The organism is Kitasatospora sp. NPDC087314, from assembly GCF_044744365.1.
Classification (GTDB): Bacteria; Actinomycetota; Actinomycetes; order Streptomycetales; family Streptomycetaceae; genus Kitasatospora.
In genome coordinates this window covers 126376-143991 of record NZ_JBIUYE010000014.1, presented here as the reverse complement: position 1 = coordinate 143991, position 17616 = coordinate 126376, and the positions used below count along the sequence as shown (strand labels likewise).

The 17616-nt window shown below is 71.7% G+C and carries 13 protein-coding genes; 7 read left to right on the top strand and 6 right to left on the bottom strand.

The window, feature by feature from the left end:
- Nucleotides 1-73 precede the first annotated feature (73 nt).
- Nucleotides 74-514, bottom strand: a complete 441-nt coding sequence (locus ACIO5E_RS28780; protein WP_400673272.1) for an ATP-binding protein — start codon at nt 512-514, stop codon at nt 74-76.
- Nucleotides 515-762: 248 nt separating this feature from the next.
- Here ACIO5E_RS28780 and ACIO5E_RS28775 point away from each other — a divergent pair, with 248 nt between their 5' ends.
- A complete protein-coding gene (locus tag ACIO5E_RS28775; RefSeq protein ID WP_400673270.1) occupies nt 763-2112 on the top strand; it encodes a hypothetical protein in 1350 nt (449 codons plus the stop codon).
- On the opposite strand, the gene ACIO5E_RS28770 is transcribed toward ACIO5E_RS28775, so the two are convergent.
- The 3 genes from ACIO5E_RS28770 to ACIO5E_RS28760 all read right to left on the bottom strand — a co-directional run bounded on the left by ACIO5E_RS28770 (nt 2109) and on the right by ACIO5E_RS28760 (nt 5019).
- Nucleotides 2109-3137, bottom strand: a complete 1029-nt coding sequence (locus tag ACIO5E_RS28770; protein ID WP_400673268.1) for an NAD-dependent epimerase/dehydratase family protein — start codon at nt 3135-3137, stop codon at nt 2109-2111. The two genes, ACIO5E_RS28775 and ACIO5E_RS28770, sit on opposite strands and share 4 nt — an antisense overlap.
- A 128-nt stretch (nt 3138-3265) precedes the next feature.
- Nucleotides 3266-3709 carry a hypothetical protein gene (locus tag ACIO5E_RS28765; RefSeq protein WP_400673266.1) on the bottom strand — a complete coding sequence of 148 codons (444 nt, stop codon included), beginning with the start codon at nt 3707-3709 and terminating at the stop codon, nt 3266-3268.
- The gene (locus ACIO5E_RS28760; RefSeq protein WP_400673264.1) at nt 3709-5019 is read right to left on the bottom strand and encodes a phage major capsid protein; all 1311 of its coding nucleotides are present in this window, start codon (nt 5017-5019) and stop codon (nt 3709-3711) included. Before ACIO5E_RS28760 ends, ACIO5E_RS28765 begins: the two co-directional genes overlap by 1 nt.
- Nucleotides 5020-5267: 248 nt before the next feature.
- Between ACIO5E_RS28760 and ACIO5E_RS28755 the strand changes: the two genes are divergently transcribed.
- Nucleotides 5268-6017: a hypothetical protein gene (locus ACIO5E_RS28755; protein WP_400673262.1), complete on the top strand. Its 750-nt coding sequence runs from the start codon at nt 5268-5270 to the stop codon at nt 6015-6017.
- A 153-nt stretch (nt 6018-6170) separates the two neighbouring features.
- Here ACIO5E_RS28755 and ACIO5E_RS28750 read toward each other — a convergent pair whose 3' ends face one another.
- Together ACIO5E_RS28750 and ACIO5E_RS28745 are read right to left on the bottom strand one after the other, a co-directional pair.
- On the bottom strand, nt 6171-6401 hold the full coding sequence (locus tag ACIO5E_RS28750) for a DUF397 domain-containing protein (protein WP_400673260.1): 231 nt from the start codon (nt 6399-6401) through the stop codon (nt 6171-6173).
- On the bottom strand, nt 6382-7278 hold the full coding sequence (locus ACIO5E_RS28745; RefSeq protein WP_400673259.1) for a helix-turn-helix domain-containing protein: 897 nt from the start codon (nt 7276-7278) through the stop codon (nt 6382-6384). Before ACIO5E_RS28745 ends, ACIO5E_RS28750 begins: the two co-directional genes overlap by 20 nt.
- Before the next feature lie 368 nt (nt 7279-7646).
- On the opposite strand from ACIO5E_RS28745, the gene gntD reads away from it, so the two are divergent.
- Genes gntD through ACIO5E_RS28720 form a run of 5 tightly spaced genes read left to right on the top strand, consistent with a single transcriptional unit; the run spans nt 7647 to nt 17563 of the window.
- Nucleotides 7647-8633: a guanitoxin biosynthesis L-enduracididine beta-hydroxylase GntD gene (gntD, locus tag ACIO5E_RS28740; RefSeq protein WP_400673257.1), complete on the top strand. Its 987-nt coding sequence runs from the start codon at nt 7647-7649 to the stop codon at nt 8631-8633.
- Nucleotides 8633-9766 carry a capreomycidine synthase gene (gene vioD / locus ACIO5E_RS28735; RefSeq protein ID WP_400673255.1) on the top strand — a complete coding sequence of 378 codons (1134 nt, stop codon included), beginning with the start codon at nt 8633-8635 and terminating at the stop codon, nt 9764-9766. Before gntD ends, vioD begins: the two co-directional genes overlap by 1 nt.
- Complete coding sequence (locus ACIO5E_RS28730) at nt 9763-11589, top strand: AMP-binding protein (RefSeq protein ID WP_400673253.1); 1827 nt, start codon at nt 9763-9765, stop codon at nt 11587-11589. Before vioD ends, ACIO5E_RS28730 begins: the two co-directional genes overlap by 4 nt.
- Nucleotides 11586-15413: an SDR family NAD(P)-dependent oxidoreductase gene (locus ACIO5E_RS28725; protein WP_400673251.1), complete on the top strand. Its 3828-nt coding sequence runs from the start codon at nt 11586-11588 to the stop codon at nt 15411-15413. The genes ACIO5E_RS28730 and ACIO5E_RS28725 overlap by 4 nt, the downstream gene beginning before the upstream one ends.
- Nucleotides 15410-17563: an asparagine synthase-related protein gene (locus ACIO5E_RS28720; RefSeq protein ID WP_400673249.1), complete on the top strand. Its 2154-nt coding sequence runs from the start codon at nt 15410-15412 to the stop codon at nt 17561-17563. The genes ACIO5E_RS28725 and ACIO5E_RS28720 overlap by 4 nt, the downstream gene beginning before the upstream one ends.
- Nucleotides 17564-17616 lie beyond the last annotated feature (53 nt).

Below are 17616 nucleotides of genomic sequence, written 5' to 3'. Positions count from 1 at the left end.
CGAGGCGGTGCGGGTCTCCGTCGGCGGCCGGACGCGGGCCGCCGGCCGAACACCTGAGCAAGTTGGCTGAGCTTCACCGTGTGGCTCCCGGCTTGTCGTCGGCGAGATCAACACTCGCCCATACCTTCTTGGTTGCGGCCGTCGTCGCCACCCCTACGGCGAGCGCCAGGCGGTCCACGAGAATCAGTCCGCGGCCGTGCTCTCCACGGGACGTCAAGACCTTGGGCAGCAGTCGGTCGGGCCGGGAATCCTGGACTTCGACCTGGCAGATACCGCCTTTCTCGTCAAGGCTCACCACGACGGAGTCACCCGGGCCGCTGCCGTGCCGAATCGCATTCGACACCAACTCCGTGAGGATGAGCAGCACATTGTCGGCGCGAGCGCCCTTCACGTCCCATCCCCACTTCCCCAGCTGCGACCGCGCGCCGTGACGCACCATGGGGACCACCGCCGCATCCGCCGTGAAGGTACCCGTCCAGTGGCGGACGGGCGCCGGCTGTTCGACGGCCACCATGTGCATCGCTCCCGTCAGCAGGAGCGCCTGAACGCCCCGTTTTTGGTTCGCTTGCGGTGATCAACCCTGGACCGGAGCCGCCGACATAACCACCGGTAAAACAAGGACACTTGGTCCCCAATCGGGTGAGCCGAGGGACAAACCACGGACAGTTCGCGGACACTTCTCCCCGACCGGTGTGATCTCCGGGCCGGCGGTGGTAGGCAGAGAGCGACGCGGTTCACACAGGCTGCGGCGAAGGGACCGCGATGAACCTGTTCGATGCCTTACTCAGCAAGTCCGGTATGGACTTTCGCGGCTTCCTGTCCGAGTACCGGCGTGTTGCCACGCTGCTCTACGAGAAGACCGGTGATCTCTCCTTCAGGAACATCGACCTGGCGGAGAAGAGCTACGCGCGGTGGCGCTCCGGGCAGGTAGTTCGGCCCCACCACCCGGCGCCCACGATCCTCAGGGAGCTCTTCGGCAAGCCGGTGGACGAGCTCTTCGCTCCCTACACCGACGAGCAGGCACACGTGCTGCGAGCAGCACCGACTTCTGTGCTCGATGAAAGTGAACTTGCAATGACCGCACGCGATGCCCGTTCCCACGCCGCCGACGCAGCCTCCCAGATCCTTCCCGACCTCACGCTCGACCAACTCGAGGACGACCTGGTGAGCAAGGCGCGGGCGTACACCCGCACTCCTCCCCACGAGATCTTCATGCAGGCCAAGGAACTGCTCGGCCTCGCCAAAGTCATGCTTGACCGCACCCAGCTGCCGTCCCAGCGCAGCCGTCTCTACGTCGTCGCCGGCCAGGCATCGGCGCTGCTCGGGGCGTGCGCGTTCGACCTCGGGTCCATGCCGACGGCTGTCGAACTGATGCGGGCCGCAGCGCTGTACGCCCAAGTGGCGGAGGACGGGCCGTTGCAGGCGTACACGCGTGGCTACCTCGCTCTCCTGTACTACTGGGATGGCAACCCTGCCCAAGCCGTGCGCCAGATCAAGCGGGCCCAGTCCTTCCCCGGCGTCGGCGCGACCGGACGAGCGAGGCTCGCAGCGATCGCCGCCCGCTCCTACGCGCACCTTGGGCGGCCCGAGGAAGCCCATACGGCGATAGAGCTCAGCCTGGCTGACCGGGGACCCGCGGTCGACGATCTCCACGACGAGATCGGCGGCGAGTTCGATTTCAGTCTGGAGCGCGTCGCCATGAGCAACAGCTCCACCCTGCTCCTTCTGCGGGATGGCGCCGGCGCGGAAGCATCTGCCCGCCGGTCCCTGGAGTTGATCGCGTCGCAGGCCTCGCCTTCCACGCCGCTGGTGGTTGCCTCGCAGGCCAGGGCGGACCTGGCGACGGCGCTGCTGATGCGCCGGGACCTCGACGGTGCAGTGGAGGTGATGGCGAAGGTCCTGGGCCTGCCACGGGAGTGGCGCGGAGCTGGTCTCGTCAAGCGGGTGGATGCGGTCCGGGTCGAGCTGACTTCGCCGACCTACCGGGACGCCGTCGTCGCCCGCGACCTTGCGGAGAGGATTGACGACTTCACGCTGGTTGCCGCACCACGCATCCTCGGACCGGGCGCGGTGGGCGCGGTGCGGCTCGCCATCGATGGGGCCAGCGGTTAGCCAGCGGCCGCCAGGATCGCGCTCTCCTTGTCCGGAGCGATCCCGTGTTCATCCCAGCGCTGGTGCGGTACGGGCATGTTGCCCTGCTGGAGCCACGCCCAGGTGTCTGTCACGGTCTCGGCGAGTGGCCGGCTACGGAAGCCTGCCGCGAGCGCCGACGACGAGTCGATGGCCCAGACGCCGGGGTGGGTCCGCCAGAGCGGGATCTCCGTCCACTGGCGAAGGCCGCTGTTGAGCAGGACCTCATCCGTGACCCACACCAGCTCGCCGGAGCTACCGGTCACGTCGATGCAGGCCTGGAGGAAGCCGCTCATCGTCTCTCGGCCCACCGGTGCAGTGACGTTGTGGACCTGGTGCCCGACCCTCTGGGTCTGATCGAGCGCGAAGGCAGCCACGTCCCGTACGTCGACAGGCTGGATCGACTTCGCCGGGTCACCGGGCGCCAGGATCCGACCTCCTCGCTCTGCCCGGCCCAGCCACCACGGGAGCCTGCCGACGTACTCCCCGGGCCCGAGGATCACACCTGGCCTGAGCAGGCTGGTACGGGTGAGGCCGAAGGCCTCGGTCACCGCACGCTCAGCACCGGCCTTCTGCCTCCCGTAGTAGGTGTCCGGTCCCGTCCACCCTTCGGGAAGCCTCCCGTACTCCGGGCCGGCGTCGGCCGGAGCCTCCAATACGGGCGAGTCCACGGTAAGGGACTCGGTCGGCCATCCCTGGTAGACCGACACGGTGGAGATGTAGACGTACCGGTTCACGACCGGTTCCAGGGCCCTGGTCCCCGCCAGGACAGTACGCGGAGAGAGCTCCGAGGCAGAGGTGTCGATCACCGCATCCCAGGGGCCGTGGTCAGCCAGACGAGCCAGGTCCTCTGGCCGTTCCCGGTCACCGTGCACCGCGACCGCTCCTGGAATCGGGATGCCGGACAGTCCGCGCGTGAACGTGGTCACCTCCCAACCTCGTTCCAGCGCGCTACTCACTACCGCACGGCCCAGGAACCAGCCACCACCCAGCACGAGAATCCTCATGGGCCGATCCTGCCAGTCGGAGCCCGCGCACGCAGTAGCCCTCAGAGCTGTGGTGTCCGGCCTGCTGGGCGTGATCACAGAAGCCCGTCTCCATGGTGGAGACGGGCTTCTGATGCCGATCCGGTCCGCTACCAGCCGAGTGCCAGCCGAAGTCGCTCGAATTCGGCGCGAGGGATCGACTGGGTCGGCACGTACAGCAGCTGCGTGACCGTCCGGTGGGTTCCGGGGTAGGTCCGGGACTGGTAGATCCGCAGGCGGGCGAAGATGACGGTCTGCTCGGGGTGGGTGAGGTCGAACAGCTGCTCCAGGTCGTGGGGCAGCGGGGCGCCGTCCTCGTCCACCAGCTCGACGTGGCCTGTGGCCAGGGGCTGGTGGGCGGTGATTCCCGGGGTTGTCGGCTCGGGCTGGCTCGGCTCCGGTTCAGCCGTGCGGCTGGGCGGCGGGTCGAGCGGCGCGGCGGCCGACAGTTCGGCCGGCGGGGTCTCCAGGCCCCCGTCTCCCGAGCCGACGGTCTCCTTCGCCACGGCCGCGGTTGCGGCGGCCGGCTTCGCGGTGGGCTTGCGGGCGGCCATCAGCGCGCCTTGAAGGTGCCGTAAACGAAGGACTCGGGGCGGGGAACCTCGAGACCGATGCGCTCGGAGCCGCGCATGGTGACGACGCCGCGTTCGAAGTTGTCCCGGTTCTCGGTCGAGACCTGGACGGAGACCTGCTCGCGGTCGTACAAGCGGGCGCCAAGGCCGAAGGAGCCGAGCAGGAACTTGCCCTGGTTGATCGCCATAGAGTCCACGACGCTGAGACGCCAGACGACCTTCTGCGCCCCGATCGCGACGTTCACAGCCACCCGGTAGGCACCCTGGCCGTCGGTCTCCAGTTCCAGGTCCTCGAAGTCGAACGGGTGCAGGACGATCCCGGTCGGCGGGAAGTACGCGAGGAACGCCCGGGTCGCGGCGCGGCGGATCGCGGCGGACTGCTTGTCCGGATCGGCCTGCGCGTAGGTCTGAACACCCGCCGTGTTGACGATGCCGGTGATCTTCTCGTCGCCGCCGACGCCGTAGAGGATCTCGTTGTCCTCGGTCATCTTCACGCCGTCGACGAGTTCGCTGTCGATGATGTCGCGCAGCCGCGGCTCGTCGGCCAGCGTGTTCTTGTGGACGGGCAGCGTGGTCGCGATCTCGGCGACCGGGTAGGTGACGGTCTTGAACGTCAGCTCCGACTGGGGGGCGCGCGCGTACACCTCGACGGCGTTCGTACCGCCGGGCGGTACCTCCATGGCCCGCTCGGGAACGATCGCCGCCGCGTTGGTGAAGCCGGTGACGCGCACCCCGTAAAGCAGGTTCGCGGTGGTGGTCTGGGAGGGGAACAGGTCCCGGATGCGGCCGGGCCGCACGGCGCGGGGCACGATGTCCAGGTGCTCGGGGGTGCCGAATCCGAGGACGGGGGCGGTGCCGGCGGAGCGGCTGAAGACGTCCTTGCGGCCGAGCTGGTCCAGGGCGGCGCCGTCGATGGTCACCATCTGGTCGAACGAGCCGCGGAAGCCGGCGGCGGCGAGGGTCTTGAACTCGTCGCTGTCCAGGAACCGCTGGCCGAGCGTCTTGGCCTGGTTGCCGAGCCGGGCCGCGAGGGCTGCGTCGTGCGGCGCGAAGGGCACTGTGGTGGGCTCGTTGAGGAAGGTCTCGATGGCCGACGCGCCCTCGAGGTCAGTGATCAGCTGCTTGATCTCCTGCGCCTCGGCCAGGGCCTTGCGGAAGGCCGCTGCCTTCTCCGCCGAGACGGTGACACCGCCGTCCTCGACGGTGAAGGACTTGCTGATGCCGTCCAGTTCGGCGGCCTTGGCACGAAGCGCGCCGTTGAGCTCCTTGAGCCGAGACTTGTCGGTGGGCACGGTGTGGCTCCTTGGGATGTTGCCGGGCCACCCCGCCAGCGCGGGACGGAGAGGGGTCCAGCCGTGGGCCCGGTCAGCACCGGGCCGGCACGGCGATCGGCACACCGTAGGAAGAGCTGATCGTTAGTGTCGCGTCGAGCGTCCAGGCGCATGTCCGGCACCGCCGAACGCTGAGCCCCTTACTTTCAAGTCGCGCTTTTTCCAGTCCATTTGGCTGTGCCCACGCCTGTGCGGCATGGATGAGTGTGGTGCTGTCCGACAGAGCGCCGGACAGCCGGTTCGCGCCGGCCAGTGCGTTGGAGACCCGCGTGTACCCCTTCCCCAAACCCCAACTGCCGCTCCTGGACACCGCCTCGTGCCGACCGGCCGAACTCGACCGAGAGGCGAACCCGCCCCTGACCGTCAACGGGACGGCGTTCCAGGTCATTCGGACCTCCGCCGGGTGGGCGCTGCGGATCAACTCCTCCTCTTCGGTCGAGCTGTACGGACCGTCGGACAGCTCCGCGCAGGCGGAGGAGTGGCTGCACCGGTACGCGGCATGGCGCCTGTGGCAACTGGCCCGGACCCGCGGGCCCTGGGGCTGCCTCGCCCAGGCCCCGGAGGGCTGGATGACCGCGCTGGCCCACACTGCCCTACCCCCGGCCGTGCAGGTACACCTCGGCGTGCAGGACGCCGAGGTTCACGCGGCCACTCACCTGATCGCCCCGGCCCAGTGGTCTGCCACGGGCGACACCAGCATGCCGCCGGGGGTCCGGGCGATCGAGGAATGTTTCTGGGTGCGGGAGGGCTACCGGGTGCTGGCGACGTGGGCCACGGCCGAGCTGGGGGCGATCACGCGGGCCGCCTACCGGAACCACGAGCTGGGACGCCGCAACTACTCGCCGACGGACCTGGCGGAGCGGCTCGGCATCTCGCACGCGATGATCGCCGCCGCCGGTGCCGGGCGGGCCTGGGACCCCACAATCAGCAAGGCAGTTGGCGTGCTGGCGAGACGGTGAGGTTCTCGCCAGGCGCCTGCCGGGCGGTGAATACGACGGCAGGGTGTCGGGTGCACGCCTTCCAACGTGTCGTGGCTGCCCGGTCTGGAAGGATGTCCACTGGGGCCGGCCCCACTTCGCTTGGGGCCGGCCCTGCGGGAGCCGTCGGTGAGATCAGACGAGGTGGTCGAAATGGCCCGCCTTAGCGCCGAGAATCATGGCGCCGATCTCGCCGCGGGTGTAGACGAGCGGGGTCTGTTCGGGCCGCTTTGAGTCGCGGATGGCCACGAAATCTCCAACCGTGCCGAACTCCACGCAGTTGTTGTTGCCGCCGCTGTACGGGCTCTTCTCCCACGTCACGGTGGAGAAGTCGATCTCGGCGGGGTCAGGCTTCGCGCTGGTCACTGGGACGGAACTCCTTGATCATGTCGGTGATTCGGGCTCGAGTCTCTGGCGGGCCAAGGGCTCGGGCACGCAGGTGGTCGAAGACCTCGTCGTAGCGTTCCACGTCTTCGGCCGTCTCGAGACACACCGACTTGGTCAGGTTCTCCACCCAGACGACAGCCGGGGTGGGATCGGGGAAGCCCATGCGCATGAAGCTGCCGTAACCGGCCGGATGGAGGCCAATGCCGAAGGGGAGGATCTGCACCACGATGTCGGGCCGCCGGGACATCTCCAGCAGGTGGCGAAGCTGGCCCTCCAGGATCGCCGGCGTGCCGCGCAGGCGCCGGAATGCAGCCTCGTCGATCACGGCCCACAGCTTCGGCGGCTCGTCCGACTTGAGTACGTCTTGGCGCCGCATGCGAACCTCCACGAGGTCTTCGATGCTCTTGGCGTCGAGGTCGACCCGCATGGCGCTGATGACGGCGCGGGCGTAGTCCTCCGTCTGCAACAGCCCCGGGATGAGCTGCGCTTCGTATGAACGCAGGCTGGTCGCGCTGGACTCCAGGGCAACGTAGCCCGAGTACTGGGTCGGGGCCATCAGTGCCGAGTACCGGCGCCACCAGCTGTTGCGCTGGGCGTTGTCGGCGCGCACGAGGTCCAGCAGTTCTTCTCGGACCTCCGGATCGGTAACACCGTAGTGATCGAGCAGTGCCTTGACGAGGACCGGGGTCGTGCCGCGCTGTCCGGTCTCGATGCGGCTGAGGCTGCCCTGTGTGATCTCCACAGCCTCGGCGACCGCGGCCAGGGTCATCCCGGGAATCGCTTCGCGCAACGCCTTGAGCTTGGGCGCCAGTTGGCGCCGGTACACGGATTGTGGTGCTGGGGGCCTCTTCGCCATGAACCACAGTCTGGCGGCTAGACCGTGACAGGGCAACGGATCTGAGGCAATACCAGATGGGCATATTGCCCAACCGCCTTTCGTAGGGGCATGCTGTGAGGGCGACAACGAGGAGTGAGCGAAAGGTCACTCCTCACGACGTCGCGCGCTGCCGCGATCCCGTGCACAGACGCCGGGATGCGCGCCTCCCCTCGGCCTCAGCCCGGCCCTCTCGCCGGTCCCGTCGATCTCGTTCTGCCCGAGAACCACCTGCACAGCCGCGGCCCGCAACCCCGAAGGCACGGCCGGAAGCGCACCACAACTCCCGTTCCTCACTGCCGCCAGCCCCTGCCGGGCGGCAGTGGGCGCGAAACCCGAAGGAGCCACGCATGGACCTGTCCCTGACCGTTTCCGAGCGCGAGGAGACCTCCTCGCTGATCGCGGGCCTGATCGGCCAGTACCGCAGCGCGGAGGACCCGGAGCTGCTGGAACGCGCGCCGGTGCTCGCCCGGGCGCTGCCGCACCGGGTCCAGGAGCACCTGAACCAGCTGCGGCGCCACGAACCCGGCTACACCGTGATCCACGGGCACCACATTGATGACGCCCAGGCCGGCCCCACCCCCAGCCACTGGAACGCCCTGCCCGATCCGTCCCCGACCCTGGAGCTGGACCTGACGCTCGTGCTCTACGCGGGCCTGCTCGGCGACGCGTTCGGCTGGGCCACCCAACAGGACGGCCGGGTGATCCACGACGTCCTGCCGATCAAGGAGAACGAAGGCCAGCAGCTCGGGACGGCGGCAGACGTGCTGCTCGACTGGCACACCGAGGACGCGTTCCACCCGCTGCGCCCGGACTTCCTCGCCCTGGCGTGCGTGCGCAACCCGACCTCCACCGCGACCACCGTCGCCGTCGTAGACGACCTGCGGCTGAGCGCGGCGGACCGGCGAGTCCTGGGCGAGCCCAGGTTTCGCATCCTCCCGGACAACTCCCACCTGCCCTCGAACAACTCGGTCAGCGCCGCGGGCGACTTCGAGGGGATCGAGGCGATGCTCGCTACGCCGCCCGCGGTCGCGCTACTGGAGGGCGGCTACCTCCGGGCCGACCGCTCGTTCTGGGGGGTGATCGACCCGGCCGACACCGAAGCGCAGGCCGCGCTGGAGCGCCTGACCCGCGAGATCGACCGCCGGCTGCGCAACGTCGTACTGGAGCCGGGCGACATCCTGATCGTCGACAACTTCCGGGCCGTCCACGGCCGGGTGCCCTTCGAGGCCCGCTACGACGGCACGGACCGGTGGCTCAAGAGGTTGCTGATCACCCGGGACCTGCGCAAGTCCCGCACCGCCCGCCCGAGCCTGCTCTGCCAGGTGGTGGGCTGATGCGACCGCTGATGGAACGCGCCCTCCTGGAGGACTTCCTGCGCGAGCGGTACCACGAGGCCGACATCGACATCAGCTCCAGCGGTGTCGAGCCCTACACGATGGCCGAGCTGCGGGACCTGCTCGGGTTCGACCTGGGGCAGCTGGCCGCCGTGTCCCTGCGGGACTCGCAGTCCGCCGGCGGCGACGAGCTGCGGGAGCTGGTCGCCGCGCGCTATGGCCTCAGCGACGCCGGGCGGGTGCTGGTCGGCAACGGTTCCACGGAGGCGCAGCTGCTGTGCCTGGCAGCGCTGCTGGAACCAGGGGACGAGGTGGTCGTCGTGGAGCCGGCGTACCACTCGCTGCTTGCCCCGGTGCGGGCGCGCGGCTGCCGGGTACGCCGGTGGCAGCTACGGCCGGAGGACGGGTTCCGCCCGGACCTGGAAGAGCTGCGGCACCTGATCACCAGCGCCACGAAGGCGGTGAAGGCGGTGGTCGTGAACTTCCCGCACAACCCCACCGGCGTCACCCTCACTGCGGGGGAACTGGCCGAACTCGTCGCGATCGTGGAGCGGCACGGCTGCTACCTGCTGTGGGACGGCGCGTTCGAGGACCTGGTGTTCGACGCGCCCCCGCTGGCGGCCCCGACGCACTACGAGCGGGCCCTGTGCTTCGGAACCATGTCGAAGGCGTTCGGCCTGCCGGGGCTGCGGGTGGGCTGGGGCATCGCGGCGCCCGAAATCGTGCACGCCGCCGTGGGTGTGCGCGACTACACCACTCTCGCGCTCTCGCCGCTGGTCGAGTGGGTCGCGCAGCGGGCGCTGGAAGGAGCCGAGCAGCTGATCGGCCCGCGCATGCTGACCGCGGCCGCCAACAGGCGACTGGTGCACGGATGGCTCGCCGCGCGCCCTGACGCGGAGTCCGCCACCGCGGGGGCGGGCGTCGTCGCCTTCCCTCAACTCACCCGCGTTCCGGACACGATGGCGCTGTGCGAGCGGCTGATGCGCGAGTACCGGGTGCTGCTCGTGCCCGGCGAAGCCTTCGGCGTCCCCGGCCGTGTGCGGCTCGGCGTCGGCGGCACCGCCACCGACCTCGCCGCCGGCCTGGACGCCCTCTCCCACCTGCTGGACACCATGGCCGAGGAGGCCGAGTGAACCTCAACGACGGGACCTTCCCGGGCATGTGGCTGCGCAGCGTGGCCTCCAACCCCGGCGGTGTGGCGATCGACAGCCCGGTCACCGGGACCCACACCTACGCCGAGCTGCACCGGCAGGCCGAGTCCACGGCGGCGCGGCTGCGCGCCGCCGGTATCGCGCCCGACGTCCTGGTGGGCATCAAGACGACGGACCGGCACTCCTTCTGCCGTGCCCTGCTGGCGGTGTGGCTGGCCGGCGCGGTCGCGGTGCCGCTGAACGCGGACGCCCCGCCGCTGTGGGTACGGGAGGTCTCCGAACGGGTCGGCGTAGCCGGCGTCCTGGTGGACGGCGAGGCGCCGGGCACCGTCCGCCTTCAGGAGCTGCCGACCTCGGGTGCCCGGACCGCGCCGGGCGCGGCCTACGTCATGCACACCTCCGGGTCGACGGGGCGGCCCAAGCCGGTCGTGCTCTCCCATCGGGCGCTGGGCGCCTACTGCCGGGCGTTCGGCGCCGTCGTCAGCCTGAACGCGCGGGACCGGTTCCTCCAGCTGGCGCCGCCCAGCTTCGACGTGGTGTTCGAGGAGCTGCTGCCCGTGTGGTGCGCGGGCGGCACCGCGGTCTTGACCGGTGCGCAGCCCGACGACCCCGCCCAGCTGCTGCGCGAGCTGGACCACCGAGGCGTCACTGTCGCGGAACTGACCACCGTCTATTGGCAGTTACTCGTCCGGCACCTGCGCACCAACCCGCTCCCGCTCCCGGCGTCGCTGCGACTGCTGCTCATGGGAGGGGAGCAGGCACCGCCCGCGCTGGTCGAGGAGTCCCTGGAGTGGGGCCTGCCGCTGGCGCACGTCTACGGGGTGACGGAGGCCGGCATCACCTCGACCGTGCGGGTCTTCGACCCGAAGCAGCCGGTGGCCAGCGACACGGTGGGTACCGCTCTGGTCAACAGCACCGTGCGGGTGGTGGGTGAGGACGGCGTGCCGCTCGACGCGGGCACGGTGGGAGAGGTGTGGATCGGCGGCGAGAGCTTGGCCGACGGCTACCTCGGCGACCCCACCGCAACGGCCGCCCGGTTCATCGAGACCCCGGGCGCCGGTTCGCTGCCGTCGGGGCGCTACTACCGCACCGGCGACTTGGGTCTGCTGGACACGGCGGGGCAGCTGCGGCTGCTGGGCCGCATGGACGCACAGGTCAAGGTGAACGGTGCGCGCGTGGACCTGACCGAGCTCGAACGCCACCTGATGGCGAGCGAGGCGGTGGCCGAGGCGGCGGCAGCGGCCGTGCCCGGCTCGGCCGGCGGCACGACGCGCCTGGTGGCGTTCGTGGTCCCCGCGACCGGAGCGGACCCGACCGGCCTCGAGGCCGGGATACGGAGCTGGCTGGCGGGGCGCGTGCCGGCGCACCTCGTCCCGCACCGCATCGTGGCCCTGGACTCGCTTCCGGCGACCGCGCACGGCAAGGTCGACCGGCACCGCCTGCCCGAACTCATGACCGTCACCGAACCCGAGCTGCCGGACACAGTCTGGGCGACGGCAACGCAGCACACCGTCGCCCAGGCGTGGCAGGGGGCGCTGGGCCGTCCCCCTGCGGGCCCCGACGAGCGGTTCGCGGACGCCGGCGGCACCTCGCTCGACCTGCTCACCTGGGTGGTCCGCCTGGAAGAGCTCGGCATCGACGTCACGGCCGCCGACTGCCTGGACAAGCCGACCGTGCGCGCGCTCGCCGCCCACGTCGACGGCAAGACGGACGAGGCGCCCGCTCAGCACGACCCCGGCGCCCAGCGGAACGAGGCACGAGGCGTCCTGCGTCGGCGCCGTACCAGGGCGGAGGGCCGGTCATGACCCCGATCCCCGACGACGCCATCGCGGTCGTGGGCATGGCCGCCCGCGTGCCCGGCGCCGACAGCGTCCAGGAGCTGTGGGACAACGTCCTCGGCCACCACGCCAGCGTCACCCGCTCCACGGACGGCCCTCACCTCTACGCCCGGGGACACATGGGGGACGTCGCGCTGTTCGACCCCGCCTTCTTCGGTATGTCGCCGCGCGAGGCCCTGACCTGCGACCCGCAGCAGCGCCTCCTGCTGGAATGCGCCTGGCAGGCCCTGGCCGACGCGGACGCCGGCCGCCCGCAGAACACCGCCGTCCGCGAGCGGACCGCGGTGTTCTGCGGCACCAACCACAGCGGCTACCGCGACCTGCTGGCCCGCTCCGGCCCGGTCAGCGCCCTGGAGTTCGAGGCCGGCAACGCTCCGGACTTCGCCGCCACCCGGATCGCCTACCGGCTCGGACTGCGGGGACCGTGCGTCGCGGTGCAGACGGCCTGTTCGTCCTCCCTGGTGGCGGTCCACCTGGCATGCCAGGCCCTGCTGCTCCGCGAGGCCGACCAGGCGCTGGCTGGCGGAGCGTCCGTCGTCCTGCCCCATTCCCCGGGCTGGCAGTACGAGAGCGCGTCAATCCACAGCGCCTCCGGCGTCTGCCGGCCCTTCGACGCGGCGGCCGACGGCACAGTGATGGGCGACGGCGCGGCCTTGGTGGCGCTGCGCCGCCTGGAGGACGCCGTGGCCGACGGGTCGCGAATCTACGCGGTGATCCGCGGTTCGGCTGTCAATAACGACGGCGGGCGCTCGAACGGGTTCACCGCGCCGAGCGGGAGCGGGCAGGCGGAGACCATCCGTGCGGCGCTGGCCCGCGCGGGCCTCGACTGCGGACAGATCGGCTACGTCGAGACGCACGGCACCGGTACCGCTCTCGGCGATCAGGTGGAGCTCCAAGCGCTCGCGGACGTGTTCGCCTCCCATGCCGGACCCGATGGTGTGACGCTGGGGTCCGCGAAGGGCGGGGTCGGGCACCTGGACATCGCGGCCGGCGTGGTCGGCCTGATCCGCGCCAGCCTGGCCCTGCACCACGCCGTGCTGCCCGGCACGGTCAACCACACGACGCCCGTCCCCGCCCTGGCGTTCGGCGCCGCACCCCTGCGCGTCCTGACCCGCCCCCAGCCCTGGGAATTGACCGAAGGGGTGCGCCGGGCGGGGGTGAGCAGCTTCGGTGTCGGCGGCACCAACGCCCACGTCGTCCTGGAGGAGCACCCGTCGCCAGGCGGTCCGCCTCGGCGGCGCCCGGCGACGCTGCAGGAGGCGGGATACCGGCCCCGCCGGATCTGGCCCGACCCCGACCCCGCCCCCAGCACCAGCGACAGTGTCGGCACCGCTGGGCCCGCCGGGGCCGAGGTGGAGTTCCGGCGGAGCAACTGGGCCCAGTGGCCCGGGCACCCCGGCGTTGCGGCCCCCCGCTGGGAGTCCGTTGTCGTAATGGCCGAGCAGGACCACACGGGCCGCCGCCTGTTCGACCTGCTGTGCGCGGCGGTTCCCGAGGGCAGCCCGGTGGTGTGGGCGCCGGACGGCCTTGCCGAGGCGCCGCAGGGCAGGATGCTGGTCGTGTGCGGCTACGCGCTCGGCGCCGGTTCCCAGCCCGCGCAGCGTGCCTACGACGCCCTGGCCGCGCTGGCCGCCCGCACCGCGAACTGGCCCGCCGCCTGCGGCCTGGACGTCGTGGCGCTCACCCGGCGCGCGCACCCGGTGCTCGGCACGGAGGGCGGCGACCCCCGGGCAGCCACGCTCACAGGTCTGGCCCGGGTGCTGTCGATGGACGTGCCCGCGGTCCGCATCCGCACCCTCGACCTGGAGGGCACTCAGCCCTGGGCGCTGGCCGAAGCGGTGCGCCGCAGCGTGGACTGGGCCGCCGAGCCCGTGCTCGCCCTGCGCGGCCGCCGCTGGTGGAGCCCCGTCTACACGCCCATGCCCGACCCCGAGCCCGGAACGGGCGGCGGCGTGTCGATCGTCGTGGGTCTCGGGCAGATCGGCACGGCCGCTGCCCGCATCCTCGCCGCCACTGGCGGCACGCTGGTGCTCGCAGCCCGCCCCGGTCCCGGCCTGCGCAACGCCCACCGCCTGGCCGACGGCCTCGCCTCGCAGCCGGCCCGCATCGTCGTGCAGGAATGCGACGCCGCCGACCCCCGCGCCCTCACCGCCCTCATCACGCACGTCACCCGGGACCTGGGCCGGATCGACCGGGTCGTCATGGCCGCCGGGATCTCCGGCCAGGCCGCCTACCAGGACAGCACCCGCCTACCGCTGTGGAAAGACGAGCAGCACTTCGCCCTCAAGATCGACGCGGCGGCCACACTGCGCGCCGCAGCCGCAAGCCACCACGTGCGGCGCGTCGTCCTGATGTCCTCCCTCGCCGGAGTGCTCGGCGCGATCGGCCTGCCGGCCTACAGCGCGGCCTCGGCGGCGACCGACAGCTACGCCCTGCACGCCGAGTACGCCCGCACCCGCTGGCTGAGCATCGGCTGGGACGCCTGGCAGCACCACGACGCCACCGCCTCGGCCCACGAACAGCGCATGGTTCAGGGCGGCCTCACCCCCCAGGAAGCCGAACAGGCCCTGTCCCGTCTGCTCCTGTCCGACCAGAGCGGACACGTCCTCGTCGCCAAGGGCGCGCACTTCCCCGAGCGCTACGAACGGTACGTGCGCGCCCCGTTGAGCACCACCCACGGCCCCGAACGGTCGGCGCCGACCGACAGGCCGCAGGCCGACCTGCTCGCGACCCTGCTGGATGCGTGGCGCAGCTGCCTGGCCGACCCCGATCTGGGCCCGGACGACGACCTCGCCGCGCACGGCGCCGACTCCCTCACCGCGATCGATGTCCTCGCCCGGGTCAGCGCCCTGACCGGCCGCGTCCTGCCTACCGAGCTGTACTTCGCCGCCTCCTCGGTACGCGACCTCGTCGCCGCGATCGACTCGACCATGACCACCGACCGGCCGCCCCACGCCACAGCGGTCCGGCGCTGGGGGCAGGGAGACCGGTCGACGCTGTGGTGCATGCATCCGATCAGCGGATCCGTCGACGCCTTCGCCGCCCTGGCCGCCCAACTCGGCGACAGCCATCAAGTCCACGCGCTGCCCGGTCCGGCCCTATCCGACGTCACCGGCGAGATCCCGATCGAGGAGCTGGCACGCCACCATCACCAGCAACTCACCGCCAGCGCGCCGCGCCCCGACGTCGTCCTCGGCTTCTCTTTCGGCAGTCACCTGGCCCTGGCCGTCGCGCAGCAAGTGCACGACACCACCGGGCACGCCCCCACCGTGGTCGTCCTCGACATGCCCGCGCCCACAGGGCCCGGCCCGCGCAGCATCACCCAGGTCCCCGCCGCCGAGATCGTGGCCGCCATCACCAGCCACCGGGCCCGGGAAGCCGGCCGCCGCCTCGTCGTGGACCCGTACACGCTGCGCCACGACCATCCCGAGCAGGCCATGACCGACCTGCTGGACGACCTATGCGCCCAGCAACTCGTGCCCGGGTCCTTCACGACCGAACTGGCCACCCGCCTCGCCACCGGCTACCGCCACCGCCTTGCCGCTGCCGAGCGCTACCGGCCCCACCCCTACCCGGGCCGCATCGTGGTGGTGCGCGCCGCCGAAGCCGAGTACGACGACTCGCTGCTCGCGGGCGTCCTGCCCGCTCCCACCGACGATCCCTCCTGGGGCTGGGCCGCCCTCGCACAGCACGGCCACGCCGTCCACGTCCTCGACGCCCACCACACCACGCTCCTCCAGCACCCGAGCGTGGCCGACATCGTCCACCATCCGGAAGGACTTTCAACATGACGCTCCGAGCCGTCTGGGCGCCGGACGGCGCCTCCACCGCGGCCCGCACGGCCGGCTGGGACGACCTGCTCACCACCGGCCACGCCGACGAAGCCGCCCCGCTGCTCCTCAACGCCGAACTCGCCGCCCGCCACCACGACGGCCCCACCGTCGCCTACTGGTCCGACCCCGCCTGGCAGGCCGCCCTCGACACCACCCCGATCGTGCTCACCGCCACCACCCGCGAACTGCGCATCGAACTGCCCCCCGTCTGGCGCGCCGAACTCCACCTCGCCTGGGACGGCGCCAGCCTGCTGATCTCCTCCGACCTGCGCACCCTCGCCTGGGCCGTCGGCGCCCGCACGCCCGACCCGGACGGCTGCGCCGCGTTCCTGACCGGCGAACGCTGGACCCGCAGCCTCCTGCCCTCCCTCTACCGCGGCATCCTCACCCTGCAACCCGGCCACGCCGCCGTGATCCGGCCCGACAAGACGATCCGCGCCGACGCGACCTGGGCCCCGCACCGCGACCCCGCGCACGCCTCCCAGCCGCTGGAGACGAGCACCGTCCAGCTGCGCGACCGCCTCGATGACCTCGCCGACCGGATCCTCACCCGGCACCGCCGTGTCGCCTGCCTGTTCAGCGGCGGCCTGGACTCCACCCTCGTCGCGGCCGCCCTGCTGCGCCGCGCGCCCGAGCGCGTGGTGCTGCTCAACGTCGGCAGCGACCTCGGAACGCCGGCCGAAGAGCAGCTGCGAGCCCGGTTCCTGCGCCAGTACGGAGCCGTCAGCGAGCCGGTCGACCTGCCCGCCAAACCCGGCCTGGTCGCCGCCCTGCGCGACGTCAACGCCATGACCGCCCTCCCCACCGGATCGCCCTTCACGGCCGCGTTCGAGGAGATCGTCGCCGTCGCCCACACCGACTTCGACTGCGACGCCATCGCCACCGGCGACGGCGGCGACGAGGTCTTCGCCGAACGCGACGAACTCCTGGTCGACCTGCTCGCCCGTCACCCCCGGGCCCTGCCGACGGCCCTCGGCCACCACGCACTGCGCACCCAGCAGCGGGGCCTAGAGGCGCTGAAGCGCGCTCACCGCACCCTGCGCTACCTGCGCGGACACGCCCCGGCCCCTGATCGCACGGCTGGCGTCCTCGGCACACTGCTCGGTGGAGCGCTCGCAGATCACGTCGCCTCCGCCCAGGCGCGTGCCCTGTATGCGGACCGCGAGCGGTGGCTCCAGGGCTGGACGTGGTCCGCGCTGGGCTCGGTGCGCCGAGCTGCGGCCGTCCCGGAGTGGGAGCCCGCCAGCACGCAGGCGCCCGGCATGGCCGTCCTCAGCCCCCTTGTGGACGCCCAGATCATCACGCCGGCCCTCGCGCTGCGCCGCACGGCCCTCCAGCCATCGGTCGCCGGCTTCCAGCCGAAGTGGTTGCTGCGGCAGGCGGCCTTGGCCTGGCTGGATCCGCAGATCGCGCTCCACCCGAAGATCGGCAGCGCCGACGGGACGATCCTCCAGGCCGTGCGCACCGACGAGCACGGCGACCTGCTGGACCTGCTCGGCTCCACCACCGCGCAGCAGATCGGCCTTCGCCTGCCGCCCGAGGCCGAACGCCCCGACCACCCGCTGTGGCACGGCGAGGAGTGGATTCGTCCTGCGGCCCTGGCCGCGTGGCTCGACCAGCCCGTTCCCCGCCCGCACCAGCCTTCCGTGCCGCTGAGCAGTCCGCCGGCCCCGCCCACCATGGAGCGCCCGCCGCTGCCCGCAGCACGGCACCGGCGACGTGCTGCCCGCCGGCACGTCGTTGCTCTTGCCGCGCTCAACGTCGCCCACCAGCTGATGCCCGGCACGCCCATTCCGCCCGCCCGGATGACCGCCGCCGATCCGGGACTCGGCGAGACGCTGACCGACCTGGCTCGCCGGGCCTGCGCGTTCCCTCTGGTCAGCGGCGCCTCCCAGCCCATGAGCCAGGCGCTCGCCCACTTCCTGCGGCTGCGAGGGCGCCGTGCAACGGCGGTGTACGGCGTCCAGGAGGGCCACCCCGGGGCCCGGTACTGGGTGGAGACCGCCACGGTCCACGTGGACGTCCACGGCGCGGAAACCCCCCTCACGCCCGCCCCGGGGGTGACGGGTCCTCACCTATCGAACTCCCGTCCGGCCACACGACGTTAGGGCAGATCGGGCCGCTCGCTCGCGTACCATGCGGGCCAGCGGCCCGGCCCGCC

Excerpts from the sequence above, each read along its gene's own strand:
- ACIO5E_RS28725 (WP_400673251.1), top strand. The coding sequence starts at position 11,586 with ATGACCCCGATCCCCGACGACGCCATCGCGGTCGTGGGCATGGCCGCC.
- ACIO5E_RS28770 (WP_400673268.1), bottom strand. The coding sequence starts at position 3,137 with ATGAGGATTCTCGTGCTGGGTGGTGGCTGGTTCCTGGGCCGTGCGGTA.
- ACIO5E_RS28745 (WP_400673259.1), bottom strand. The coding sequence starts at position 7,278 with ATGGCGAAGAGGCCCCCAGCACCACAATCCGTGTACCGGCGCCAACTG.
- vioD (WP_400673255.1), top strand. The coding sequence starts at position 8,633 with ATGCGACCGCTGATGGAACGCGCCCTCCTGGAGGACTTCCTGCGCGAG.
- gntD (WP_400673257.1), top strand. The coding sequence starts at position 7,647 with ATGGACCTGTCCCTGACCGTTTCCGAGCGCGAGGAGACCTCCTCGCTG.
- ACIO5E_RS28775 (WP_400673270.1), top strand. The coding sequence starts at position 763 with ATGAACCTGTTCGATGCCTTACTCAGCAAGTCCGGTATGGACTTTCGC.
- ACIO5E_RS28780 (WP_400673272.1), bottom strand. The coding sequence starts at position 514 with ATGGTGGCCGTCGAACAGCCGGCGCCCGTCCGCCACTGGACGGGTACC.
- ACIO5E_RS28720 (WP_400673249.1), top strand. The coding sequence starts at position 15,410 with ATGACGCTCCGAGCCGTCTGGGCGCCGGACGGCGCCTCCACCGCGGCC.
- ACIO5E_RS28765 (WP_400673266.1), bottom strand. The coding sequence starts at position 3,709 with ATGGCCGCCCGCAAGCCCACCGCGAAGCCGGCCGCCGCAACCGCGGCC.